Source organism: Flavobacterium sp. TSSA_36, assembly GCF_051547165.1.
Taxonomy (GTDB): Bacteria; Bacteroidota; Bacteroidia; order Flavobacteriales; family Flavobacteriaceae; genus Flavobacterium.
On sequence record NZ_JBPTTP010000003.1, the window covers coordinates 35,510 to 59,419 of the forward strand.

Here is a 23,910-nt window from a genome sequence, read left to right on the forward strand (position 1 = left end):
AAATTATTATTTTTTTAAAATCGTTTGAATTGAAACACCGATTTAGCAACATAAAATTTGCGAATTTGCGGTTTTCATTCATTGTAAAAGTTTGAATACAGTTCAAAAAAAAGAGCTTGCTAGGCAAACTCTTTTTCAAAATTAATTTCTACAAAATTTATTAATGGCAAACTAGCTTTTTATCCAATTGATAATTACAGGATCTGTTGGTAAGGTTCTTGGAGAAATCACCTCAACCAATTCCCCTTTTTCATTCAATAGGTATTTTTGAAAATTCCATTCTACTTCAGAATCTTTTAATCCGTTTTTAGCTTTTTGGGTTAAAAACTGATATACGGCACACATATCATTTCCTTTAACCGATACTTTATCCATCATAGAAAAAGTAACCCCGTAATTTTTTTGACAGAAGGTAGCAATTTCTTCTTTAGTCCCCGGTTCCTGTGACGCAAAGTTATTGGCTGGAAAACCAACAATTACAAACCCTTTGCTACTGTATTCTTTGTATAATGATTCTAAATCTTTGTATTGCGGCGTTAAACCACATTTCGAAGCCGTATTTACAATCATTATTTTCTTTCCTTTCAATGTAGCAAAATCAAAGATATTCCCTGATAAATCAGTTACCTTAAATTGATAAATAGTCTCTTTAGCAAGATTAGTATTCATAACAGTCGTATTTACTTTTGAAGTTTGTGCTTGGTTTTGACAGCTAAAAAAGAGCGTCATCAAGATAGCTACATTTAGTATTTTTTTCATTTGTTGATATTTATTGTTTTTTAAAGATCATATGTAATTCGCATATCATCACTGGTTTTTGTGACCAATTTTAGGTCATGCTCATTTCATAATTATTTCTTGGTAAATATAATTGTTTTTTTTGTTTACTAATCTATTAATTTCTATAGACGAAAGTTAATTTTTACATAAAAAAAAGGGAGACCCACAAGAATCGCCCTTTTTTTAAAAGTTACAAACACTATTACTTTTTATAGTACCTCTTATATTTTGAGTAAGTAATCGCTCCAATAAAAGTAATGCTTCCTATAGAATACCAAATCCAACTTAAGGACTTCGCTTCACCACTTGCATAGGAATGCAATCCTACCAAGTGGAAATTTACCCCGTAATACGTGAATAAAATCGAAAGAAACGCGTACATACTCATCAAATTAAAAATCCATTTTCCTCGCAACGAAGGCACGAATCGCATGTGAATCACAAAAGCATACACCATAATACTGATCAAAGCCCAAGTTTCTTTTGGATCCCAGCCCCAATAACGTCCCCAACTCTCATTGGCCCATTGTCCTCCTAAGAAGTTCCCTATGGTTAGCATTACCAATCCAATGGTTAGTGCCATTTCGTTGATGTAGGTTAACTCTTGGATGTTCAATTCCATTTTTGCTTTATTCTTTTCGTTGGTAAAGAAAATCAACAACAAAGAAACAAATCCTAGAATCATCCCTAGTGCAAACGGTCCATAACTCGCTACAATTACTGCCACGTGAATCATCAACCAATACGAGTTCAAAACCGGTTGAAGGTTCGCAATTTCAGGATCAATCCAATTGGCATAAGCTGCTGCTAATATCATAGCTGTAACGAATGCACAAGAAGCTACGGTTAATTTTGATTTTCGATCAAAAGCCAATCCAAAGAACATCGTGGACCAGGCAATATAAATAATCGATTCGTAAGCGTTACTCCAAGGCGCATGCCCTGAAATATACCATCTTGCAATCAATCCTATCGTATGTAATGCAAATAGAAGCCCAATTAAAACATGAAATCCATTGATCGTAACATGCAACCATTTTCTGTCTTTAAATATTTGAATAATGGTAAAAATCAACATCATAACTGCTGCCAATAAATACAAATACGGTAATTTCTGAAAAACATCATACTTATTGTAAGCAATTTCAAGGTCTATTTTTTCTTCTGTAGGTCTTACTTTAGCGCCAAATTTCTTTTGATATCCATTGATGCTTTCTAATAATTCATCCGAAGTGTCATACGATTGAGTCTTAATAGCATTGTTCAACGTACCAAAATACAGCGGTAAAATACTTTTGGTATACGTAGAATCCATTCCCTTTAATCCCGCTTCATTCAATTCAAGAAAGGAAACCCATTTTGAATTTTCATGATTCGGAATAGGAAAAATTTTCAAGATGCGTCCACTCAGTGCCGATTCCATCAAGTTGACTTTTTTGTCCGTTTCGATAAAATCTTTTTCAAACTGATTTGGATTAGCGGCTTTGTAGGCAGCATCCAAATAAGGAGACAATTTATAATTTCCTTTTTCATCAAAAAATTTGATAAATGGAGCAAATTTAGCCTCGCTATCAACACCTATAATTTTTCGAATACTGTCGTTTTTGGGGGTGATATAAATTAAAGGTACTTCCAACCAAATATTTGCAAATTGTGTCATGGATAAGAACACCTGATCCGAATTCATTCCTTTATAAGTATCAGTATGACTCACTTTTCGCAACAATTCAGACGAAAAAGTATTGATTGGTTTCATCCTTCCGCCTGCATCTTGAATAATCAATCGACCGAATTTAGCCGCGTGTGCTGCTTTGACCGTGTTGGTCTTCAACAGCGCATCCAATTCGGCTTCGGTTGGAGTTTTTCGGGTATGCATCACTGCTTGTTCGTGATTATGGCCGTCACCCTCAGCATGATTATGTCCTTCGTGACTTTGTGCAAACCCTTGTAGTCCAAACAACAACAAGAAAATAGAAAGTAATTTTGCTTTCTTATTTTTTACTACTTCTAGTTTTCTTTTCAAATCGCCAAAACGAGAATGTTTGGTAAATAAAATGGCCATCATTGCAAAATACAATAAAAAGTACCCTAAATAAGTGATGTTGGTTCCCCAAAAATCATGGTTTACTGAGAGTACTGTTCCTTTTTCATCGGGATCAAAAGAGGATTGAAAGAATCGATATTGTTGATGATCTAACACATGATTCATATAAATCCGTGCCTCAAAATTTTCTTTGCTATCCATAACGGTAACTTGACTTTCAAAAGCCGAATAACTCTTTTCCGTTCCAGGATATTTAGTTGCGATAAAATCGTTCAATTTTACTTTGAAAGGCAAGATATATTCTTTACTTCCGTAAGCGATGGCAAAATCTAAGTTACCAATTTTAACCGTTTTAAAATCTCCTGTTTTTCCTTTAGAACCTAAAACAGTAATTTTTTCTGTTTTTCCCTGCGAGGTAATACTCAATTCTATAGCATCTTCATGATTTTTGGCTTTAAAATCATTATTCGATTCATAAGCAATTACTCCTCTAACAGCAGGTTCAGGAAAAACAATTCGTTTTTCACCAATAGAATATAGGGAACGCATCATCAAAGGTTGCACCACATCTTTGGATACTTTTCCTTGCAACTTATCCGCCATTCGCATAAAGTTTCCTTCAAATGGGGTTTGAATAGTGTATTCTTTTCCCGTAGTCGTAATATTGATAGCGCCTTCGGTAAATTTATTCAAAGCATACAAAACGTTATGAATGTTTTGCACTTCTCCTTCTTTCAAGAAATGTTCTTCTCGCCCACCATCTCCGGCTTCTACGATTTTTAGATATAAAATCCCTTTAGGATCGGGTTTGATGTATTCTTTGGCCCCCATGATAAAGTTTTCATAATTCACTTCAAAAGGGATTTCATCAAAATTATCAGCAATAGAAAAATTATTGTTGGTTACTGGAGACAATAACACTGGTTTTTCGAAAGTTCGACGTCTTGGTTCCCCTTTGTACTCTCCATCTACGAAAACGGTGACAAACGTTTTATCAGAATAAATACGGTTTTCAGTAGCGCCTTCACGGATCGGCATCATGCCTTCGTAACTAATATAACGAGTTATAAAAGCTCCAATGATGATGAAAATAAAAGCCAAATGCAGCAATAAAGTAGCCCATTTTTCTTTTTTCAATAACTGATATCTTTTGATGTTCCCGAAGAAATTAATCAAGAAAAACACATGAATGGCTTCAAACCACCATGCATTGTAAATCCAAATTTTGGCGGTATCTGTATTGTATTTACTTTCAATAAAAGTACCGGTAGCCATTGCCACTGCATACATCACAAAAAGCATGGCCATCAAACGAGTAGAGAACAAAAAGGAGTAATATTTTTTATCCATTTAAATTATAAATTGGTTTGGTAAAAGTGTCGCAAAAGTACTTAAATATTATCAGAAGGAATGACGACACTTGTTAATTAAATCTAAAAAAAAACCATGGAAATTAACTTTTAAGTAATTTCATGGCTATAGTACTTTCAATCTATATCACCCGAATAAAAAACAAGTTAGCATTGTTACTTATCTCAGCATTTGTCTCGCTTTTTCCAAATCTTCCGCAGTATCAATTCCGATACCTACATGTGTAGTTTCAACCATTTTGATTCGTTTCCCAAACTCTAAATAACGCAATTGTTCTAGTTTTTCAGAAGCTTCTAGAGCTTTCATTGGCAAACTGTAAAAATCCAATAAAGCTTGTTTTCTAAAAGCGTAAATACCGATGTGTTGCATGTAGCGCACACCTACATTTCTCTCTCTTGGATAAGGAATTACAGAACGTGAAAAGTATAGAGCAAAATCATTTTGATCGGTTACAACTTTCACATTATTAGGATTATTGATGTCTTCTTCATTGGTGATTTCTCGCATTAAAGAAGCTAAATCTACTTGTTGGTTGATGTCGTTTTTAAATACTTCAATCACTTTAGCCAAGGGTTCGGTATTTATGAAGGGTTCATCGCCTTGCACATTGACCACGATATCAACATCAAGATTTTCAACTGCTTCTGCAATACGGTCACTCCCCGACTCATGTTCTTTGATACTCATAATTGCTTTTCCGCCATTTACTGCAATTTCATTATAAATTAAATCGGAGTCGGTTACCACAAACACATCATCAAAAAGTTCAGTGTTTATAGCGGCTTCATAAGTTCTTCTGATGACTGTTTTTCCTCCTAAATCTTGCATTAATTTTGCTGGAAATCGGGTTGATGCGTATCGAGCGGGAATGACTGCTATTATTTTCATTGTTTTATTTTTATTGCCGTAAAGGCGCTAGGAGGTGAAGTTTTTTTTGAATTTAAAATTTGATTGAACAAATATATAAAATCCATACTCTCATATACAACTAAATACTTTAGCCAATTCGAACCGAGGTCATACTTAACGAACCCGCTACTAATTTATCATTGAACAACTGTATTTCTTCGCTTTTGTCCTTTAAACCCAATGCATAAATCAAAGGCAAAAAGTGCTCTGGAGTTGGAATAGCCAATTGAAACGCTTGACCTTGCTTTTCGTAATCGAGTAATGGTTGAAAATTGCCATCCAGTAAAAGCGAATTAATGGTAGCTCTAGCCTCTATAGCCCAATCATAGCCATAATCATCTCTCTCAAAATTATAAAAATCGACCAATCGCAAATTATGAATGATATTACCACTGCCGATAATTAAAATACCTTTTTGACGCAAACGACTCAATTGTTGCGCCAATTGAAAATGATATTCATTGGGTTTTGAATAATCTATACTCAATTGAATGACAGGAATATCAGCCTTTGGATATAAATGTTTGATTACACTCCAAGCACCGTGGTCTAATCCCCAATGATGGTCTAATTCAACCACTGTAGGAAGCAATAATTTTTGAGTAATAGTAGCTAATTCAGGACTTCCGTGAGCGGGATATTGTACTTCAAACAACTCTTTTGGGAAACCACCAAAATCGTGAATGGTTTTAGGCATTTCCATAGCGGTAACTTTTGACCCTTTGGTAAACCAATGTGCAGATACACACAAAATAGCATTAGGTTTAGGTAAGTTTTTGGCCAAATTGCGAAAACCTGTAACAAACTGATTTTCTTCGATTGCGTTCATTGGACTGCCGTGACCTAAAAACAAAACCGGCATCTTCTCAGTAGTCGAAAATGAACGTGCTATTTTATCTAAATCGTTTATACTTCGCATACCTTTTAGTTATTTCGTTGAATCAAATCCCATAGATTACCGTAGATGTCTTTAAAAACAAGAACTTTACCATAGTCTTCGGTTTTGGGTTCACGTACGATTTCGATATTGTTATCTTTTAAATTTTGATAATCTCTATTAAAATTATCTGTATTTAAAAATAAAAAAACACGCCCACCCGATTGATTACCGATACTTTGTTTTTGAATAGCACCATCGGCTTTGGCTAACAATAAACTAAAATCCTGACTTCCTTTGGGCGCGACTAAAACCCATCTTTTAGTTTCAGACAAGGCAGTATCTTCAACCAAATCAAAATGTAATTTATCTACGTAAAACGAAATGGCTTCATCATAATCAGCCACTAACAAAGCGATATGTGCTATTTTTTGTTTCATCAGGAATTTAGTCTACAAAACTATCGTCTTTAAATCCTATCAAATATAGCTTATTTTTGGCACGTGTCATTGCGGTGTACAACCAGCGAATATAATCGGTGTCGATACCGTTGGGCAAATACGGCTGTTCAATAAAAACCGTGTTCCACTGACCACCTTGCGATTTATGACAAGTGATGGCATAGGAAAATTTGACTTGAAGCGCATTAAAATACTCGTTGTTTTTGACTTTCTGAAATTGTTTGTATTTGGTTTCGCCTTCGTAATCTTTCATCACTTCTTGGTACAACCTGTTCGATTCTTCATAAGTCAACGAAGGTGATTCGCTCTTTATGGTATCCAATAACAAAACGGTTTCCAAAGGTTTTTGGTTAGGATAATCGACCATTCGGATTTTGACTTTCGCGAATTTGAAACCGTATAATTCTTTGATTGCGAATATCTCTAATACTTCAATAATATCGCCATTGGCTACAAAACCAGCTTCGTCAGAATCTTTTAGCCAAAAGTAATTGTTCTTGACCACCATCAAAAAATCACCTGTAGCCAATTCACTTTCTTTATCTAATATTTTGGCTCGAATTTGCTCGTTGTACTGATTCGCTCTTTTGTTGGAACGCACAATAAAAGCGGTATCCTCAATGCTGTAGTTGCTATAAGCCGAATGAATCGCATCTTGAATATCGTATCCATCCACAAGTCGAACGATATCTTTGAAACGTTTCAAATCAAATTGATACTCGGTCACAAAGGAATCGTTTAGCAATTCACGCAAAGCCGTTGCATTGTATAAAATACCCGAGTTTTCTTCTTGACGCATCACTTCATCGAGTTCGATATGGTCAATTTCTTTATTATAATGAAGCGATAAAGTATCAATATCTAAGGCAGGACTAATGTCTAAATTTACTGGAGGCAACTGTGCAGTATCTCCCAAAAGAATCATTTTGCAATTGGTTCCCGAATACACATACGAAATCAAATCATCCAAGAGTGAGCCATTTTCATATAATTTCGAATCCGAATTGGTATCTGAAATCATCGAAGCCTCATCGACGATAAAAATAGTATTCTTGTGTTTGTTGGGCTGTAATGTAAAAGAAACTCCGCCTCCCGACGATTTTTTGGGAAAATAGATTTTCTTGTGAATCGTAAACGCTGGTTTTTCAGAATAATTCGCGATTACCTTGGCCGCTCGACCTGTTGGCGCTAATAGAACGGCTTTTTTGTTAATAGCAGCTAAACTGTTTACAATAGTAGAAATTACCGTAGTTTTTCCCGTTCCTGCGTATCCTTTCAATACAAAAATGGTGTTATCCTCTATTTCGGTCAAAAAAATAGCGATTTTTTGAAAAAAAATATCCTGTTGATAGGTTGGTTGAAAAGGAAATTTTTGTTGTAAAAAACTATAAAATTTAGAGGAATTCATAACGGTGTATTAGAATGCAAAGAACGTGCTTTTTTCTATTTTCATACTAATCAAATTAAGTAGAGTTTAAAAAATAAAACCTGTATACGCTATTTCAAACAACGCAACAGGTTTTAAAATTAGAAAAGACAATAACTTCGGTGGCAAAAGGCGCTACCATTATTTTCTTTATAGTTTTGAAAGTTCGGTATTAATAAATTGCAATTCTTGAGCCGTCAAGTTAATATCCATAGCTCTAGCATTGGCAACAGCCTGTTCTGCATTCCTAGCGCCCGCAAGAACCACTGTGATAGCTGGTTGCATACTTGTCCATCGCAATACCAATTGCGATAGTGTCGCATTTTTTTCTGTGGCAATAGGTTGAATTGCATCTAAAAACGATTTTACTTTATCTAGATTGAATCGTTCAAAATAATCATGACGATGATCATTTGATGTAAGCTTTTCATCTTTAAAGTACTTACCCGTTAGTAAACCTCTTTCCATTGGACTATAAGCAATAATCCCAAGATTGTTTTCTTTGGAAAATGGAACTAAATCTTTTTCAATATCACGATTTAGCATACTATATGCCACTTGATTACTTGCAATAGTAACAGTATTTCGTGCTTCAATAGTTTGCCCTACACTATAATTACTTACACCAGCCGCACGAATTTTACCTTGTTGTATTAAAAGTTCAAGTGCTTCCATAGTTTCATTTATTGGTGTTGTTGAATCTGGCCAATGTACTTGCAACAAATCAATATAATCCGTTTGTAAAAGTCTAAGGCTTTGCTCTACTTCCTTGATTACATTTGCCTTAGAAGCATATTTAAAAATTGGTGTTTTTTTACCATTATCTTCAAGATCGAAGAAAAAATCACCTTTTCCTGCATTGCTACCATCCCACACTAGTCCAAATTTAGTAAGCAATTGTACCTTTGAACGGTCAAATCCTTTTATGGCTTCACCAATCATTTGTTCACTTAGGCCAAAACCATAAAATGGTGCAGTGTCAATAGTAGTTACTCCATTATCAATTGAAGCTTTTACTGAGTTAATTGAATTATTTTTTTCATTGCCGCCCCACATCGTTCCCCCTATAGCAAAAGCTCCATAAGTAATGGCAGACAATTCCAACTCAGAACTTCCTAATTTTCTATATTCCATATTGAGTGTTTTTATTTTTATTAATTTATTCTTTAATGAGTAACTTAAAACTATACTATCTATAGCTTCTTTTTATTGATTTTGAATTTATTTTCTCTGTATACCAAAAAATAATACAGCATAATGATCATCCTATTTAAATCGTAGAAGCATCTATTAAGAAATCAAATTTCATTATAGTTTTTCCAATTAATATAGCCCTCCATGGTCAATCCATAATGCAATTCTCTTTGTGGTGGTGTGATCTCCCAATTGTTTTTCAATCGTTCCACTAAGTCTGGATTTGAAATAAAAGGTTCTCCAAATCCAGCTATATCAATAACTCCTGCGTTGATAAGCTTTTCAGATTTTTCTCTATCCATACCACCAGCTAATACGATAACACCATCATACCATTGACGGAAACATTCTAAAAAACCTTCTGGTAAGGCAAAACTACCTCTAGATTGCTGATCCATGATATCAATAAAAGCAATATTTCTTTTAGATAATTCTTTGGCTAAATATTGGTAAGTAGCTTCAATTTCGTCATAATGTGGTAATTCATACAAACCACCGTAAGGTGTTAAACGGATAGCTACCTTCTCTGCACTACCAGTTGCTTCAATAGAGGCATCTAAAGCTTCTAATAAAAATCGGCTACGGTTTTCAATACTTCCACCATATTCATCGGTTCTGTTGTTGGTAAAAGGATTCAAAAACTGTTCAATTAGATACCCATTGGCACCATGCAATTGTACACCATCAAAACCAGCCTTCATGGCATTTTTTGCGGCCGTACCAAAATCTTTAACTACTTGGTGAACTTCTTCTGTAGCAAGAGCTCTAGGCTTAGAACAAGGTACAAAGCCTTCTTTTCCATTTTCATCAAAACCCCAAGCCGTTGAGTTTTCTGCTTGAATATCAGAAGCTCCTACTGGTGCAACTCCATTGGGTTGATTTGAAAAATGAGAAACCCTACCAACATGCCATAATTGTGTAAAAATTTTACTTCCTTTTTCATGTACGGCTTTTGTCACTTTTTTCCAGCCTTCTACTTGTTCCTCTGAGTATAATCCAGGAATGTAAAGCACCCCTTTGGCAGTATCTGAAATAGCCGTTCCTTCTGTAATAATCAATCCTGCCCCTGCACGTTGGGCATAATATAAAGCATTGTTATCATTTGGTATACCGTTTTCATTTCTAGCTCTTGTCATTGGAGCCATAGCAATACGATTCTTTAAATCTAATGAACGAAGTTGTACTGGTTCAAAAATATTGATATTCGTTTTCATATGTTTTTCTTTTTATTATTCAAAATATTATTTTGTTTAAATGAGTCCATTATAAACCATCCTCTTAATTAGTTTTGAAATAGTGCATTACTACAGTTTTTAATTCATTATTTCTCAGAATTATAACTTGGATAATCCGTATAGCCTTCAGCACCTCCACCAAAAAATTTCTCTTTAATAGGTTCATTCAAAGGTAAATCGTTTTGCAATCGATAAGGTAAGTCAGGATTAGCGATAAACGAACGCCCAAATCCAATTAAATCAGCCCAACCTTCTTGTAAGGCTTCTACCGCTTTTTCTGCAGAATATTTCCCAGAGTAAATTAAAGTTCCACGAAAAGCATTGCGATAAGCTTCTTTAAATTCAATTGACATAACGGGTGCATTATCCCAATCAGCCTCAGCAATATGAATATAGGCAACACCAATTTTATTTAATATTTTAGCCGCAGCAATATAGGTTTCCTCTGGATTATCATCTGATGCCCCCATCAAAGTGGTTAAGGGTGCCTGACGAACCCCTACTTTATCAGCTCCAATGGCTGCTGCAACAGCAGTTGTAACTTCTTGTAAAAAACGTAAACGGTTTTCGAGTGAGCCGCCATAGTTGTCAGTACGATGATTGGTATTGGAGTCTATAAACTGCTCTATCAAGTAACCATTAGCGCCATGCAATTCTACCCCATCAAAACCAGCAGAAATTGCATTTTTTGCAGCTTGTGCATACTCTTTAATGATATCTTCAATTTCTGGTATCGTAAGTGCTCTAGGCATAGAATGTTGTTCTAAATAACCTTCTCCTGATGCGGAATCCTTTCCTTCTTTTGCTAAAAACACTTTCACTCCTTCTGCAAGAAGAGCTGTTGAAGAAACAGGCGATTGTCCGTTTTCTTGAAGTGAAGTATGAGATACACGCCCTACATGCCATAATTGCGCAAAAATTTTACCTCCTTTTTCATGTACCGCCTTGGTTACTTCTTTCCATCCAGCAACCTGTGCTTCCGTGTAAATCCCTGGTGTCCATGCATAACCCTGCCCTTGTCGGCTGATTTGCGTTCCTTCTGAAATAATCAATCCCGCTGAAGCACGTTGTTGATAATATTCCGCCATTAAGTCTGTTGCCACTTCCCCTTTTGCGGATCTTGATCGGGTCATTGGTGGCATAACTATTCTGTTTTTCAAGAATACATTTCCTAAAGAATATGATTTAAAAAGCATAATAATTTCTGTTTAAATTTGACAAGGCAAAATTACAACCCCTTTTAGTATTATAAAAATAAGCTATTTTATACATTTGTATTATTTAAATAATACTAAAAATGGTAAACTTAGAATGGTATCGTACTTTCAAAGCGATCTATAACACAGGAACATTAACCCATGCGGCAGAAATTCTGTTTATTTCACAGCCTGGTGTTAGCTTGCATTTGTCTGCCCTTGAAAATTATATGGGCTACAAATTATTTGACCGAACGGGTCGAAAAATGATTCCAACTGAGAAAGGAAAAGTATTCTACAACTTCATTATTGACCCTTTAACCAAATTGGAGCAAGCCGAGAAAAATTTCCAGCGAAGTACTGAAATTGCTACGCCTACAATTAGTATTGGAATGTGTTTTGAAACGTTTCAAATAACGTTAGAACAATATATTTCGAGCTTGCCTTTTAATGTAATTATTCAATTTGGATTGTATCCAGAAATGATTGATGGACTTGAGAAAGGTATTTTGGACATTATTATCACCCCGCAAATTGTGACCAACCCTTTGATCACTTTTGAGGCCTTTTCTAAAGAAACGATTATTTTAATCGGTGGAAAAGATATGGATAAAGAAGCGTTTGATCATCTTTTAAAAACCGCTGATTATCCTACTATTGAAACTTGGTTACAACAACAAAAATGGTATGGCACAACGGGTGACATGGAGCATTTACGCAAATTTTGGCAATTAAACTTCAACAAGTATCCTGATTTTAGACCCAATTATATTGTTCCGAATATTAACTCTATTGTTAGGTGTTTAAGTTCCGGAAAAGGCTTGGCGATTGTTCCCGATTTTCTTTGTAAAAATGAAATTGAAAACGGATCGATACAGCTTTTATGGAAAGGACAAAAACCTTTGGTCAACCAGCTTTACTTTGCGACTCGCAAAAAAAACAGTCACACTGAAGAAATCGCTTTAATCAAAGAAAAATTCTTATCCTTATAATTGTTCTTCAGCATAATTTTTCAAAATGAGATCACGAATACAAAATATACGTACTTTTTGAGCCCCGATTGTAGCGAAAATCCTCTTGTGCCGGGGTTCGGCATAAGAGATTACTTCGTCAATTCGCTTTCGCTCGGGTGTAGCGGAAAGCGGGACGACTCGTGTGGTACGCAAAGAAGTGGCGCTCCTACAAAATATTATGCCTTCAATTGTGCATACGTAAGCAAGACAATGGACAATAACGCCAAGCATATGCCCAAATAGTTCTTCTGAGAAAGTCTTTCTTTAAAAATCAACACACCAATGAGACTGCCCAACACGATGACGCCCATATTCATTCCTGCAAAAACAGTGGACGGATTTTCGGAAAAAGCTTGGTGTGCCTTGAGGTAAAAATAGATGTTTCCAAAATTAAAAACACCTACTGCTATTCCCCAAAGGGCATTAATACCCGCAATTTTTTGGCGTTGCATAAAAATTTCGTAGGCCACTACTCCACCCATAATCACCAAAGCAATAGCAAAAATAATCAAAAGCGAGCTGGTAAATGGCAGTTGGGTTTGCAAGGCGATTTGTTTGAACAATATATCGATGACTCCAAAACCCAGCAACACCATCGCAGGATAACCCCAATTGGAATTACTATGGGCAGTGGGCTTAGACAAAATAAGCAGTAAGGCTGGAAATCCAACCCCAAAAGCCACCACTTTGAGCGCGCTGAATTGCTCCCCAAAAAGCAACCAAGACGCTAGCAGCGGAATAAACAACGACAACCGCTGAGCCGCATCGGTTTTGACAATACCTATATGCTGAATGGATTGTGAAAGCAATAAAAAAACACTCGGCAACAAGAGTCCAAGAGCGAGATACAAAGGCCAAGGCGCTTGCTCAGCTAGCCTGCTAAATTCAGGCGGAAAACAAAAGTAACACAGCAACAAGGCAATGGCATAATTGGTCGCAATGATGGCTTTACTGTTGAACGCGGGGTGGTTTCTGAACCACTTGAAAAGAACGCCCACGGTAACACTACAAACGATACTTAGAATTAAAAAGAGCATAAGGATGAGTTTATTGACCAAAAATACAAATTCTGAGGAGGTTTTCTTTCTGCAAAGCATAGCATTGTTTGCACTTTAGTTCCTAAAGTGATTTATGTTGACTATATTTGATTAAAAACGAACTACTTGTAACCTAAAAAAACCTTTCATTTATGACTAAAAAATGGTTGCCTTTGGGTAAAAAAAAAGGTGAATTTTTTCTTATCATCGTATTAGTTTTGATAAGTATATACGGCATTTTGGGTTGGTATGTGGGCACTCATCACGACAAACTGTTAAAAGAAGTTAGAGAAATAGCCAATAAAAATTGCAAAGGCGAAGTAAAAATTGGCGACCTAGAAGTACTTCTTTTTCGTGGATTTCCCAACGTGACCATTGCCATAAAAGAAGTCAGCATCAAAGACAGTTTGTGGGCACAACATAAAAAAACAGTATTAAAGGCGCCTTCTATTTACGCCGAAATTCAACCTTGGGCTATTTTTGTAAAGAAAATAAAACTTGATAATCTGTCAATCAATGATGCGGAAATACAGTTGTTTGTAGACGCCAATGGGTATAGCAACACAGCTGTTTTTTCAAGTGCTCCAAAAAAAAATACAACAAGTTCAAGTTCGTTGTCGTTGGATTTGAATCATCTAAAATTCAACAATGTTTCCTTTGTTTCTAACAACCAATTCAAAAATAAAAAATTTGATTTTGTTATCGAAACACTTCGGATAGAAAAAAATACTACTTCAGAAGATTGGGAAGCTGATATTGCATTAAACACTTTGGTAAAAAGTATGACTTTCAATACACAACACGGAAGTTTTGCAAAAAACAAAGTCATTCAAGGAACTTTACAAGCAAAATATATGGAAAGCAAAGGTTTTATTGCCATTAATGCCCCTGCTTTGTCGATTGGAGAAGATCTTTTTCAAATTCAGTCACATTTTGGCGTTAGCAAGACCAACAGTTCCTTTGCTATTGCTATTACGAATCCAAAAATTCGCTGGCAAGCGGCTTACAAACTCTTGTCCGACAACATTAGCAGCAAACTCAAACCCTTTGATTTTAAGAATCCGTTTGGCGTGCAATGCACTATAATTGGTGATTTGAATAAAGAAGGTGACCCCAACATTCGGGTAGAAGCAACTATCAAAGACAATGAACTGAGCTACTTTGACCATCAAGTAACCGATTGTACTTTTAAAGGCATTTTTACCAACGAATACCAAAAGAACAAAGGCGTAAGCGATGAAAATTCGGCTATCCTTCTTGATGATTTTCGAGGAAAAGTCCATACGATTCCGTTTACCACAAAAAATATGATGATTTTGGATTTGAAAAAACCCATCGCCTCCAGTGCATTTTTAAGCCGTTTTGATTTAACACAACTCAATCAAACGATGATTGGCAAAACCCTGTCCTTCGGGAATGGAAAAGCAGATTTGCATCTTACGTTCAAAGCTGATGTGGTGAATTTAGAAATGCAAAAACCTTTTCTAATTGGGTCAGTCGTGATTCAAAACGCGAGTGGAACGCATATAAGCTCAAAGAAAAAATTCTATAATAGCAGTATAGATTTGTCCTTTACTTCAAAAGAATTGAAAGTCAATAAAATCGTATTGAATACCCAAAATAGTGCCTTACTGATGAAAGGTCAGTCCGCTAATTTTCTAAATTTTTACTATGATACTCCAGAAAAAATTGTTTTAAATTGGGATATTCAAGCTAAAACAATTGATCTACAAGACTTCAGTTTTGGAAGTGGAAAAACGGCAAGTATAAAGAAATCAACGACAATTACTCCGAATTTTATCAATATTTTACACCAATCCAATGCAACAGTTCATTTAAGAGCTGAAAACATTGTTTATAAAAAATTCAGGGCTAGAAATGCGATAGCACAAATTAATGTAGTTCCCGATCGCACCATATTAAAAGAGGCTTCATTACAATTTGGTGGTGGCTCATTAAAGGTAAATGGAATAATTTCGCACCAGAAAAAAAACAACCACTTCAACGTAAAACTTAATGCAAACAAAGTAAACAGTGCAGAACTACTGAGGGCCTTTGATAATTTTGGTTCCAAAGCACTTACTCCAAAATCCGTTTCGGGTAACATATCTGTTTCGGGAGTTTTGGATGGCTACTTTGATGATAACATTACTATCGTTAAACGTTCTCTAACCGGAAATTTAAAACTTAACCTGAATAATGGCGCTTTGAACCAATTTGATCCTTTGCGAAGAATTGGAAAATACGCCTTCCCTTTTCGGAACTTTGATCGCGTAACCATTGATCCTATTGCTATCAACATTATTTTAAAAAATGGTTATGCAAACATTGCCCCAGCACCAATTAATACATCTGTACTCAATTTTGACTTAGCGGGAATTTACGGTTTTTATGGGAATTCTAATATGCAACTGGATGTTCATTTGCGAGATCCCGCAAAAGATAAAGAGATAACCAATAAAAAAGTAGCTCAAGAAAACAGAAAAAAAGGCATCACCCTACACCTACAAGCCATTGAAGAAGGCAATGCACCGTTTAAAATTAAACTGCGCTATAAAAACGAAAAATTACAATAAAAAAAGGGGTTTAGCTTTTACACTAAACCCTTTTACTATTTATAATTTACTGATATAACTCCCAAAAATATCCTTGAACAGATATCCGTCTGAAAAACGATCTTTACTCAATTTTTTATACGAAGCTAAACCCCACAACAAGAATTCTTTCATAAAATAATAATCCTCCTTTGGTAATTGTGGCTGGTATTTTTTGATAATGACTTCTAATGGTGTAACACTATCCAAAACCTTTTGATACTCGGCATTAGTAATATCATCAAATAATTCAAAACCACTTTCGGCAAAAAACCACTCTAAAGTATCGGTATAAGCCGTTTTTTCTCCTTGTTTTTCCAATTTTTCGATCTTTGGAAAATACCCTGGAAAAAACGTACTAATTGCATCATTGATTAAATGTTGGGCTACCATCGCAGCGCCTTCTTGTTCCCCTTCGTATACTAATTCTACTTTTCCGGTTATGGCAGGAATCACGCCCATAAAATCAGACAAACGCACTGTTGTAGTGCTTTCTCCCACTTTTAAAGCACGACGCTCGGCAGTACTAATCAGATTTTCGTAGGCCGTAATACTCATTCTAGCACTCACACCACTTTTTGGATCAATAAAATCGCTATCTCGCGCTTCAAAACTAATTTGTTCCAACAAATCTTTGGCCAAAGCAGGTACATACACCACATCGGTTTGACTGCTTTCTAGTTTGGCTTCTTGCTGCGTGATGGTACGAGCAATAGCAATAGTTTCTGGGTAATGGGTTAAAATTTGAGAACCAATACGGTCTTTCAATGGCGTAACGATACTGCCACGATTGGTATAATCTTCTGGATTGGCAGTAAAAACAAACTGCATATCCAAAGCCATTCGCAACTTATAGCCTCGAATTTGAATATCGCCTTCTTGCAAAATATTAAACAACGCTACTTGAATTCGAGCTTGCAAATCGGGCAATTCATTGATGACGAAAATACAGCGATTCGCTCTTGGAATCATCCCAAAATGAATTACACGATCATCAGCATACGACAATTTTAGATTCGCCGCCTTGATAGGATCGACATCACCAATCAAATCGGCTACTGTTACATCGGGCGTCGCTAATTTTTCATAAAAACGCTCACTTCTTGGTAACCACTCTATGGGTGTTGCATCGCCTAACTCGGCAATCAAATCCTTGGCGTGACGAGAAATCGGGCGGAAAGGATCATCATTAATCTCGGAACCCGCCACAAATGGAATGTATTCGTCCAATAATTCGACCATCTTTCTAGCCAGTCTAGTTTTCGCTTGCCCTCGAAGCCCTAACAAATTAATATTGTGTTTCGACAAAATAGCGCGTTCCAACTCTGGAATCACCGAATTTTCAAATCCGTGTACCCCTTCAAAAGTCGGAATACCCGCTTGCAATTTCTTCCTCAAATTATCGCGCAATTCTTCTTTAATCGTTCTTGGCTGATAACCCGATTGTTTTAATGCGCCTAAAGTTGTTATATCCTTCATTGATGGTGTTTTTATTTTGATCTTAATTTATGCTTGCTTTATTAAACTCTAACCGATAACTGATAACCGATAACCGATAACCCATAACCGATAACTAATAACCAATAACCGATAACTGACAACCGATAACTGACAACCGATAACTAATAACCCATAACCTATAACCCATAACCTATAACCGATAACTGATAACCGATAACCGAAAATTACCTAATCCGTTTCTTCCTATTCGCTTCGTAATCCTCAAAAATCATTTCACCCAATCCTTTCAAACCCGTATAAAAGGCTTTTCCTTGATTGGCTTCGGTAAAATAGGTCACAAACTTTTGCAAATAAGGATCATTTGCTATCATAAAAGTGGTGATTGGAATATGCAACTTTCTAGCTTGTTGCGCCTGAGTGTAGCATTTATCCACAATGTATTGATCCAAGCCATTACTATTCATGTAATACGAGCCATCTTTCTCCCGCACGCAACTTGGTTTCCCGTCGGTAATCATAAAAATTTGCTTGTTGGTGTTGCGTTTTCTTCGGAGCAAATCCATTGCCAATTGCAATCCCGCCACTGTATTGGTATGATAAGGCCCTACTTTTAGATAAGGTAAATCCTTAATCGCAATCGTCCAAGCATCATTTCCAAAAACCAAAATATCCAAAGTATCTTTTGGATAGCGAGTTGTAATCAATTCAGCCAAGGCCATCGCTACTTTTTTGGCAGGTGTGATGCGGTCTTCGCCATACAAAATCATACTGTGGCTAATGTCAATCATCAAAACCGTACTCATTTGGGCTTTGTATTGGGTATCTTCGACCACCAAGTCGTTTTCCGTGAGTTTAAAATCGGCAACCCCATTATTGATTTGGGCATTACGCAAACTTTCGGTCAGTGAAATACGTTCCAAACTATCCCCAAAATGAAACTCACGAAACTCACCCGTATGTTCATCGCCATTACCGCTATGTTTCGTTTTATGATTGCCATTCCCCGAGCGCTTCATAGTGCCAAAAATGGTATCCAGCGCTTGCTGACGGATGGCGCGTTCGGTTTTGGCTGTAATGCCCGTTCCTGTGGTGCCGTCGTCTTTCAATTCCTCACGGATGTACCCTTTTTTCTTTAAATCTTCAATAAAATCATCGATAGTATAACTGGCATCGGTCAATTTATACTCCTTGTCCAATTCACGCAACCAAGCAATCGCCTCGTCAAAATCGCCTGAAGTATGCGTAATTAATTCTTTAAAAATAGGAAACAAACGGTCAAACGGCGACTGAAATGGCGCTTCATACGTCTTAAAATAAAATCCAGTACGGTTTTGATTTTTCATCGCAAACAACAAAATTGGATTATGAATTTATAGTTTTAACTTACACTACTTCCTAATTTAGGAGTAGGAAAAATGGGCTTTTTAGCCAGCATCGTCCCGTCATCCGCTATATCTTTTTCTTTTTAAAGAAAAAAGAAAAAGGATGCCGCTACTGCCGGGGCTAAAGAGCAGCAAATCGTTTTCTGGTAAGCAGTAAAGCCAATACCCTTTTAAAACGATGCTTTAGAATTTTAAAAGTACAGTATTTTGTTGCGGTGGCTCGTCTAACGTTTATTAATTTTTAGTTAAAAGCAAGAAACAAGATTATACATTCAATCTACCTTTTTAAAAACCAATTCAATTCCCGACGGATTAGTAAGCGTTAAGCGCATATTCGAAACTTGGTAGGTTGTACTACTTTGTAGCGAATGTAGCAGTTCACTCTCTCTATTTTGAGGTTCACAAGCCATTTCAGTAGTACTTATATTTGTGAAACGTAACAACCCTTTTTCAAAAAAGAGTTTCCCATTCATTCGATTACAACCCGCATAGCCCATAAACGTTCCATTGGTGCTGTTTATCTCAATATAAGGTAATTGTTTGGCAAATTTATTTAGAGACACATTCTCACCGTTCATTTTTTCCAACACCCAAATATCGTGCAATCTAGCATCAATCACATAATACCCACAACCCGAAAAAGTTTTGGAAGTAGTAGAATTGTTCGTCATTTCAATACGAACAGTATAAGGCAATTCTTGGCCAGACATGGTATTGGTGCATTTTTGTTGTTCAATGGTGATGGCTGTCGTTCCAGTAGAAGTAGTCAATCGATAACTTTTCACATTGGCATCCATGGCTCTTATCGGATCAATATGAGGCGCAGTAAATGACTTAAAATCGGGCAATAAAGAAGTAAACTCAATCTGTGTAGCACTAATTTTCAAACGCCACTCAGGTTCATTCCCCATCGCTCGAAAATAAATTCCTTGCTCCATATTTTCTATTTGCTCCTGATAAGCCTTGGTTGGTTTTGTGCTAGAAGCACTCTCAGTTATAGCATTGTTAGGAGCTTTACAACCAAGAAACAATAAAATCACCAAAAGGAAACCGCTGTACTGTAACATAGCTCAATTGTTTTAGAAAGTAACCCCTAAATTTAGCAAAAAAACGGCTAAGTTTCCAAAAAAACACCGTCTATATAATACCAATGTCCATTCACTTTTTCAAAAGTAGAGCGTTCGTGATGAATGTAATCTTTGGCATCAGGACCTCTAAAAAAAGCTTCAAATTCAACTATGGTTTCCTCATAAGAAATAATCTCTAATTTTTGCCATTGGTTTTCACTAGCCCAACTCAAAATTTCATCTTTAGAAAATAGGTTTCTTGTGCTTTCGTGTGTAGTCGCTATCAAATAGTCCGCATTTTTAACCACATAAGCACTATATCTAGAACGCATCAAAACCAAAGCGGTTGGAGCGGTTTCATATCCTAAAATGTATTTTTCACAACATTGCATAAAGGCCACTCCAGAGCCACACGGACAAACATTATTGTGCATCCTCAGGATTTATTTTCTGAAACAACTGATTCAGCAACACTTGATATTTACTGATTTCGATTAAATCGGCATCATCTTCTGAATGATCTAGAAGTTCGTCCAAAGCTTCACTAACTTCGGTCAATTTATTATTGGCTTCACGGTTTTGTTTTTGTGCCATCAAGTCGATGATTTCTTGCACTTGTATTTTTAATTGGTCAAACGGATTTTCGCTCATATTATTCATTTTTAGACGCTTGGTCTTCATTAAACTTTTTTACGATTTCTTTCAATTTTGCTTTGCGCTCCATAGCCGCTTTCTTGGCCTTATCTTGGGCTTTGTGCAACTTATCGTTGTGTTTCTTTATGTTTCTTTCGTTGTTTCTTCCCATTATATGTTACGTTTTATTTCTTCAAGCGAGCGTTCGGTGTATATAATTTGCTCGATTATCCTTTTTCTTAATTCGTCTATATCTTCATAATCAAAATACTTCGCCCAATTGGTCAATTCTAATAAGTTCCGAATTTGCTTGATCTTTTTTGTCGTCTCAAAACTGGTACGAAGCACTGCCTTTTGATCGTAATTGGGATTTTGTTTGTGCTGATAATTTACGGTTCTTTTGGTGTAATCTGCTGCGATGTAATACAACTTATCTTCTGCGTTATCGGGATAAAAATCCTCCCAACGCGCAAATCCTACTTTAAATTTAGAGCTTGTGGCAGGTTCCAAGGGTTCCAAACGCCATTTACTATTAGCAAATCGTCCCCAATGATTCGACAAACGATACATTCCTTCAGAAGTATAATAGTACTTACTTCCTGAGGCGCTATGATATTGCAAAACCAATCCCTCAATTTGCTCCAAATCAACTTCATAAAATACACAAAAAGTGTTTTTAAAAGATTGCGGTGCGGGTCGAAAAACGTTTTTCATAGCCGCAAAGGTAAGCAGAATAACCAAAACCAATATAATAGCCATAATTATTGTGTATCTTTGCCCTTTATAAATTTGAAGTTTCAGGATCATGGAAAAAGGAATACCAAGCAAAATGCTAAAAAAAGGAATACACACTGGAATTGTAGAACAAGATGAAGACAACAATTTCTTTTGTGGCCCTTATTTATTAGACTATAAAATGGCTTTGCAATATAAATTGGGTGATATTATCACAATCAAAACAGTAATCGAAAACCCAAGCGATAAAAGCTATGATAAATATCCAAAAAAAACTAGGAATTTTGACAAAGCTAATATGAAGTCAGAACAATAGACTTATTTTTAAAATACTGTAAATCAAAAACTTTAGTTAGTTTTTGATTTTTTTTTGGTCCGAAACTAAAAAGATAAAAAAAAGTGTACCTTTGCAAAAAATTTGTCAATTTTGAATTCTAATTCATTACTTCACATTAAAAGACAATAAGTTACCTTATTTATGAAAAAAATCGTTGAATACCGCAAACTACTGAATGTAGACAAAACTGTAGACCTTAAAGAGTTAAAAACTATTTATCGCAATGCGATGAAAGATGCGCATCCTGATAAATTTACAGGAAATGAGGAAGGATTAAAAGAGGCTGAAGAAAACAGTAAAAAAATTATTGAAGCTTACCATTTCTTAGTAAGTATCAACCCAGAGACTATCAAACAAAATTTACCAGAATATACTGAGACTATTGCTACATCAACCATTACTGACTACAAATTTGTAGAAGGACGATTGATTATCAATTTTTCTAACGGTAGTGTTTACGAATATATTAGTGTACCAAAAGCAACTTACGTAAAAATGGTTAATGCTGATTCGCCAGGTCGTTTTGCTAAAAGACATATTCTGAATGCCTTTACTTGGAGAAAAACCATAAATCAAGACTAATCTTGCAAAAAAATAGTTTACAAAAGCACTCATTTTGAGTGCTTTTGTATTTATATCATAAATCTTACTTAAAAAAAGTAAGCAATAACAAAATTTTAGGCTGCAATAGTGTGCATAATTTATAAATTTAAATACTTTTGCAAACAAAATCTAATAACATAACTCAAAAATGAAAAAAGTCATTTTATTATTATCTGCTTCAGTTGTATTATTTTCATGCAACAAAGATTCTTACACTATTTCAGGAACTGCCAAAGGAATTGAAAACGGAAAAACTATTATTTTAGAAAGTCAAGATGACAAACTAGGTGTAATTGCTATCGATACTGTGAAAGTAGAGAATGGTAAATTCGAAATCGAAGGAAAAGCCACAGAGCCAGCATTTCATTTAATAACAGTTGAAGGTATCCAAGGTAAACTACCTTTCATCTTAGAAAACGGATCTATAGAAATTGTAATTAATAAAGATACACTACAAAAATCTAAAATTTCTGGAACTTATAACAATGATGAATTTGCTTCTTTCAATGAAGAAATCACAAAAGTTCAAAAGAAATTGATTGACTTTCAAACAGCCAACACTCAAAAAATGAATGATGCTCAAGCAAAAAAAGATACAGTAGTAATCAATAGCTTGATGAAAGAATTCATGGCCATTCAACAAGAAGTAAGTACCGCTTCTAAAAACAAATATTTGACATACGCTGAATCTCATCCAAAATCATTTATTAGTGCGTTAATTGTACAAGGAATGTTGAATGATCCTTCTACTGACATTAAAAAAGCAGAAAAATTGTATGAGAGTTTAGAAGATGCTTTAAAAAACACTAAACCTGGTAAAGCAATCAAAGCGCGTTTAACTGAAATGAAAGCACCAACTGTTGGAGCTACTCCAGCGGCACCTGCAGCAAAATGAAGAGCAGACTTTTCTGCACCTAATCCGCAAGGAAAAGTGATCAGTTTACAACAAAGTTTAGGTAAAATTACCATAGTTGATTTTTGGGCTTCTTGGTGTCCACCATGCCGAAAGGAAAATCCAAACATGGTAGCACTTTACAAAGAATTTCATTCAAAAGGATTAAATATCATTGGGGTTTCCTTAGATAAATCTGCTAAAGCGTGGAAAGAAGCCATAGCAAAAGACGGATTAACTTGGGCACAAGTTTCCAACTTAAAATTTTGGGACGAGCCCATCGCAAAACAATATAAAGTAGAAGCTATACCAGCTACTTTTGTTTTAGATGCGTCTGGAAATGTAGTTGCTGAAGGATTAAGTGGCCCTGAGTTAAAAGCAAAAATTACCGAACTTTTATCAAAATAATAATACAATATACTTCTAATAAAAAAATCTCCTAATGGAGATTTTTTTATTTTACTCAATTCCAATACATTAAAAAATATCCAAAAAATTATTACATTTTTTGTTTGGAAAGCTAAAAAGTGTTCTTATATTTGCACCCGGTTAGCGCAGCGAGCAAGACTTGTTGAGAAACGGGGAGATACTCAAGCGGCCAACGAGGGCAGACTGTAAATCTGCTGTGAAAACTTCGCAGGTTCGAATCCTGCTCTCCCCACA

General features: G+C 35.7%; 22 protein-coding genes, 1 tRNA gene and 1 pseudogene. 7 read left to right on the forward strand and 17 right to left on the reverse strand.

All coding sequences use genetic code 11. The features are described from left to right. Positions 1–171: 171 nt before the first annotated feature. The 9 genes from ACSVH7_RS06775 to ACSVH7_RS06815 all read right to left on the reverse strand — a co-directional run bounded on the left by ACSVH7_RS06775 (position 172) and on the right by ACSVH7_RS06815 (position 11,493). Positions 172–759 carry a glutathione peroxidase gene (locus ACSVH7_RS06775; protein WP_438065963.1) on the reverse strand — a complete coding sequence of 196 codons (588 nt, stop codon included), beginning with the start codon at positions 757–759 and terminating at the stop codon, positions 172–174. A gap of 223 nt (positions 760–982) precedes the next feature. Further along, entirely contained in the window at positions 983–4,174 is a 3,192-nt protein-coding gene (ccsA, locus tag ACSVH7_RS06780; protein ID WP_438065964.1) for a cytochrome c biogenesis protein CcsA, read from the reverse strand. 180 nt (positions 4,175–4,354) lie between these two features. Continuing rightward, a complete protein-coding gene (gene kdsB / locus ACSVH7_RS06785) occupies positions 4,355–5,083 on the reverse strand; it encodes a 3-deoxy-manno-octulosonate cytidylyltransferase (RefSeq protein ID WP_438065965.1) in 729 nt (242 codons plus the stop codon). Positions 5,084–5,192: 109 nt separating this feature from the next. After that, on the reverse strand, positions 5,193–6,023 hold the full coding sequence (ygiD, locus tag ACSVH7_RS06790; RefSeq protein ID WP_438065966.1) for a 4,5-DOPA dioxygenase extradiol: 831 nt from the start codon (positions 6,021–6,023) through the stop codon (positions 5,193–5,195). A 5-nt stretch (positions 6,024–6,028) separates the two neighbouring features. Beyond that, positions 6,029–6,421 (reverse strand): VOC family protein, encoded by a 393-nt coding sequence (locus ACSVH7_RS06795; RefSeq protein ID WP_438065967.1) that lies wholly within the window; start codon positions 6,419–6,421, stop codon positions 6,029–6,031. A 7-nt stretch (positions 6,422–6,428) separates the two neighbouring features. Next, a complete protein-coding gene (locus ACSVH7_RS06800) occupies positions 6,429–7,850 on the reverse strand; it encodes an ATP-dependent DNA helicase (protein WP_438065968.1) in 1,422 nt (473 codons plus the stop codon). 168 nt (positions 7,851–8,018) lie between these two features. Then, positions 8,019–9,002 carry an aldo/keto reductase gene (locus ACSVH7_RS06805; protein WP_438065969.1) on the reverse strand — a complete coding sequence of 328 codons (984 nt, stop codon included), beginning with the start codon at positions 9,000–9,002 and terminating at the stop codon, positions 8,019–8,021. A gap of 164 nt (positions 9,003–9,166) precedes the next feature. After that, on the reverse strand, positions 9,167–10,276 hold the full coding sequence (locus ACSVH7_RS06810; RefSeq protein ID WP_438065970.1) for an alkene reductase: 1,110 nt from the start codon (positions 10,274–10,276) through the stop codon (positions 9,167–9,169). Between the two features lie 107 nt (positions 10,277–10,383). After that, positions 10,384–11,493 carry an alkene reductase gene (locus ACSVH7_RS06815; RefSeq protein ID WP_438065971.1) on the reverse strand — a complete coding sequence of 370 codons (1,110 nt, stop codon included), beginning with the start codon at positions 11,491–11,493 and terminating at the stop codon, positions 10,384–10,386. A 101-nt stretch (positions 11,494–11,594) separates the two neighbouring features. On the opposite strand from ACSVH7_RS06815, the gene ACSVH7_RS06820 reads away from it, so the two are divergent. Next, entirely contained in the window at positions 11,595–12,485 is an 891-nt protein-coding gene (locus ACSVH7_RS06820; protein WP_438065972.1) for a LysR family transcriptional regulator, read from the forward strand. Positions 12,486–12,682: 197 nt separating this feature from the next. On the opposite strand, the gene ACSVH7_RS06825 is transcribed toward ACSVH7_RS06820, so the two are convergent. Continuing rightward, entirely contained in the window at positions 12,683–13,543 is an 861-nt protein-coding gene (locus ACSVH7_RS06825) for an EamA family transporter (RefSeq protein ID WP_438065973.1), read from the reverse strand. Between the two features lie 152 nt (positions 13,544–13,695). Between ACSVH7_RS06825 and ACSVH7_RS06830 the strand changes: the two genes are divergently transcribed. Next, positions 13,696–16,119, forward strand: coding sequence for a hypothetical protein (locus ACSVH7_RS06830; protein WP_438065974.1), 2,424 nt, complete (start codon positions 13,696–13,698; stop codon positions 16,117–16,119). Positions 16,120–16,158: 39 nt separating this feature from the next. On the opposite strand, the gene ACSVH7_RS06835 is transcribed toward ACSVH7_RS06830, so the two are convergent. From ACSVH7_RS06835 to ACSVH7_RS06865, 7 genes are all read right to left on the reverse strand, one after another. Continuing rightward, complete coding sequence (locus ACSVH7_RS06835) at positions 16,159–17,616, reverse strand: magnesium chelatase (protein WP_438065975.1); 1,458 nt, start codon at positions 17,614–17,616, stop codon at positions 16,159–16,161. A gap of 206 nt (positions 17,617–17,822) precedes the next feature. Further along, on the reverse strand, positions 17,823–18,941 hold the full coding sequence (locus ACSVH7_RS06840) for a vWA domain-containing protein (protein WP_438065976.1): 1,119 nt from the start codon (positions 18,939–18,941) through the stop codon (positions 17,823–17,825). Between the two features lie 311 nt (positions 18,942–19,252). Beyond that, positions 19,253–20,047 (reverse strand): META domain-containing protein, encoded by a 795-nt coding sequence (locus ACSVH7_RS06845; protein ID WP_438065977.1) that lies wholly within the window; start codon positions 20,045–20,047, stop codon positions 19,253–19,255. 47 nt (positions 20,048–20,094) lie between these two features. Then, positions 20,095–20,481, reverse strand: coding sequence for a YchJ family protein (locus ACSVH7_RS06850; RefSeq protein ID WP_438065978.1), 387 nt, complete (start codon positions 20,479–20,481; stop codon positions 20,095–20,097). Beyond that, complete coding sequence (locus tag ACSVH7_RS06855; RefSeq protein ID WP_438065979.1) at positions 20,471–20,707, reverse strand: hypothetical protein; 237 nt, start codon at positions 20,705–20,707, stop codon at positions 20,471–20,473. Before ACSVH7_RS06855 ends, ACSVH7_RS06850 begins: the two co-directional genes overlap by 11 nt. Further along, the gene (locus tag ACSVH7_RS06860) at positions 20,700–20,852 is read right to left on the reverse strand and encodes a hypothetical protein (RefSeq protein ID WP_438065980.1); all 153 of its coding nucleotides are present in this window, start codon (positions 20,850–20,852) and stop codon (positions 20,700–20,702) included. The genes ACSVH7_RS06855 and ACSVH7_RS06860 overlap by 8 nt, the downstream gene beginning before the upstream one ends. Then, complete coding sequence (locus ACSVH7_RS06865) at positions 20,852–21,394, reverse strand: hypothetical protein (protein ID WP_438066404.1); 543 nt, start codon at positions 21,392–21,394, stop codon at positions 20,852–20,854. The genes ACSVH7_RS06860 and ACSVH7_RS06865 overlap by 1 nt, the downstream gene beginning before the upstream one ends. A gap of 91 nt (positions 21,395–21,485) precedes the next feature. Between ACSVH7_RS06865 and ACSVH7_RS06870 the strand changes: the two genes are divergently transcribed. The 5 genes and pseudogenes from ACSVH7_RS06870 to ACSVH7_RS06890 all read left to right on the forward strand — a co-directional run bounded on the left by ACSVH7_RS06870 (position 21,486) and on the right by ACSVH7_RS06890 (position 23,908). Next, positions 21,486–21,731, forward strand: a complete 246-nt coding sequence (locus tag ACSVH7_RS06870; RefSeq protein ID WP_438065981.1) for a hypothetical protein — start codon at positions 21,486–21,488, stop codon at positions 21,729–21,731. 162 nt (positions 21,732–21,893) lie between these two features. Next, the gene (locus ACSVH7_RS06875; RefSeq protein WP_315152125.1) at positions 21,894–22,334 is read left to right on the forward strand and encodes a KTSC domain-containing protein; all 441 of its coding nucleotides are present in this window, start codon (positions 21,894–21,896) and stop codon (positions 22,332–22,334) included. Positions 22,335–22,503: 169 nt separating this feature from the next. Next, positions 22,504–23,250 carry a DUF4369 domain-containing protein gene (locus ACSVH7_RS06880; protein ID WP_438065982.1) on the forward strand — a complete coding sequence of 249 codons (747 nt, stop codon included), beginning with the start codon at positions 22,504–22,506 and terminating at the stop codon, positions 23,248–23,250. 18 nt (positions 23,251–23,268) lie between these two features. Then, a pseudogene (locus ACSVH7_RS06885) lies at positions 23,269–23,655 on the forward strand (peroxiredoxin family protein); the annotation flags it as partial. Between the two features lie 172 nt (positions 23,656–23,827). Next, positions 23,828–23,908 (forward strand) — tRNA-Tyr (locus tag ACSVH7_RS06890). Positions 23,909–23,910 lie beyond the last annotated feature (2 nt).

What these genes read in the sequence shown, in the direction of transcription:
- ACSVH7_RS06775 (WP_438065963.1), bottom strand. Translation starts at nt 759, where the DNA reads ATGAAAAAAATACTAAATGTAGCTATCTTGATGACGCTCTTTTTTAGC.
- ccsA (WP_438065964.1), bottom strand. Translation starts at nt 4,174, where the DNA reads ATGGATAAAAAATATTACTCCTTTTTGTTCTCTACTCGTTTGATGGCC.
- kdsB (WP_438065965.1), bottom strand. Translation starts at nt 5,083, where the DNA reads ATGAAAATAATAGCAGTCATTCCCGCTCGATACGCATCAACCCGATTT.
- ygiD (WP_438065966.1), bottom strand. Translation starts at nt 6,023, where the DNA reads ATGCGAAGTATAAACGATTTAGATAAAATAGCACGTTCATTTTCGACT.
- ACSVH7_RS06795 (WP_438065967.1), bottom strand. Translation starts at nt 6,421, where the DNA reads ATGAAACAAAAAATAGCACATATCGCTTTGTTAGTGGCTGATTATGAT.
- ACSVH7_RS06800 (WP_438065968.1), bottom strand. Translation starts at nt 7,850, where the DNA reads ATGAATTCCTCTAAATTTTATAGTTTTTTACAACAAAAATTTCCTTTT.
- ACSVH7_RS06805 (WP_438065969.1), bottom strand. Translation starts at nt 9,002, where the DNA reads ATGGAATATAGAAAATTAGGAAGTTCTGAGTTGGAATTGTCTGCCATT.
- ACSVH7_RS06810 (WP_438065970.1), bottom strand. Translation starts at nt 10,276, where the DNA reads ATGAAAACGAATATCAATATTTTTGAACCAGTACAACTTCGTTCATTA.
- ACSVH7_RS06815 (WP_438065971.1), bottom strand. Translation starts at nt 11,493, where the DNA reads ATGCTTTTTAAATCATATTCTTTAGGAAATGTATTCTTGAAAAACAGA.
- ACSVH7_RS06820 (WP_438065972.1), top strand. Translation starts at nt 11,595, where the DNA reads ATGGTAAACTTAGAATGGTATCGTACTTTCAAAGCGATCTATAACACA.
- ACSVH7_RS06825 (WP_438065973.1), bottom strand. Translation starts at nt 13,543, where the DNA reads ATGCTCTTTTTAATTCTAAGTATCGTTTGTAGTGTTACCGTGGGCGTT.
- ACSVH7_RS06830 (WP_438065974.1), top strand. Translation starts at nt 13,696, where the DNA reads ATGACTAAAAAATGGTTGCCTTTGGGTAAAAAAAAAGGTGAATTTTTT.
- ACSVH7_RS06835 (WP_438065975.1), bottom strand. Translation starts at nt 17,616, where the DNA reads ATGAAGGATATAACAACTTTAGGCGCATTAAAACAATCGGGTTATCAG.
- ACSVH7_RS06840 (WP_438065976.1), bottom strand. Translation starts at nt 18,941, where the DNA reads ATGAAAAATCAAAACCGTACTGGATTTTATTTTAAGACGTATGAAGCG.
- ACSVH7_RS06845 (WP_438065977.1), bottom strand. Translation starts at nt 20,047, where the DNA reads ATGTTACAGTACAGCGGTTTCCTTTTGGTGATTTTATTGTTTCTTGGT.
- ACSVH7_RS06850 (WP_438065978.1), bottom strand. Translation starts at nt 20,481, where the DNA reads ATGCACAATAATGTTTGTCCGTGTGGCTCTGGAGTGGCCTTTATGCAA.
- ACSVH7_RS06855 (WP_438065979.1), bottom strand. Translation starts at nt 20,707, where the DNA reads ATGAATAATATGAGCGAAAATCCGTTTGACCAATTAAAAATACAAGTG.
- ACSVH7_RS06860 (WP_438065980.1), bottom strand. Translation starts at nt 20,852, where the DNA reads ATGGGAAGAAACAACGAAAGAAACATAAAGAAACACAACGATAAGTTG.
- ACSVH7_RS06865 (WP_438066404.1), bottom strand. Translation starts at nt 21,394, where the DNA reads ATGAAAAACGTTTTTCGACCCGCACCGCAATCTTTTAAAAACACTTTT.
- ACSVH7_RS06870 (WP_438065981.1), top strand. Translation starts at nt 21,486, where the DNA reads ATGGAAAAAGGAATACCAAGCAAAATGCTAAAAAAAGGAATACACACT.
- ACSVH7_RS06875 (WP_315152125.1), top strand. Translation starts at nt 21,894, where the DNA reads ATGAAAAAAATCGTTGAATACCGCAAACTACTGAATGTAGACAAAACT.
- ACSVH7_RS06880 (WP_438065982.1), top strand. Translation starts at nt 22,504, where the DNA reads ATGAAAAAAGTCATTTTATTATTATCTGCTTCAGTTGTATTATTTTCA.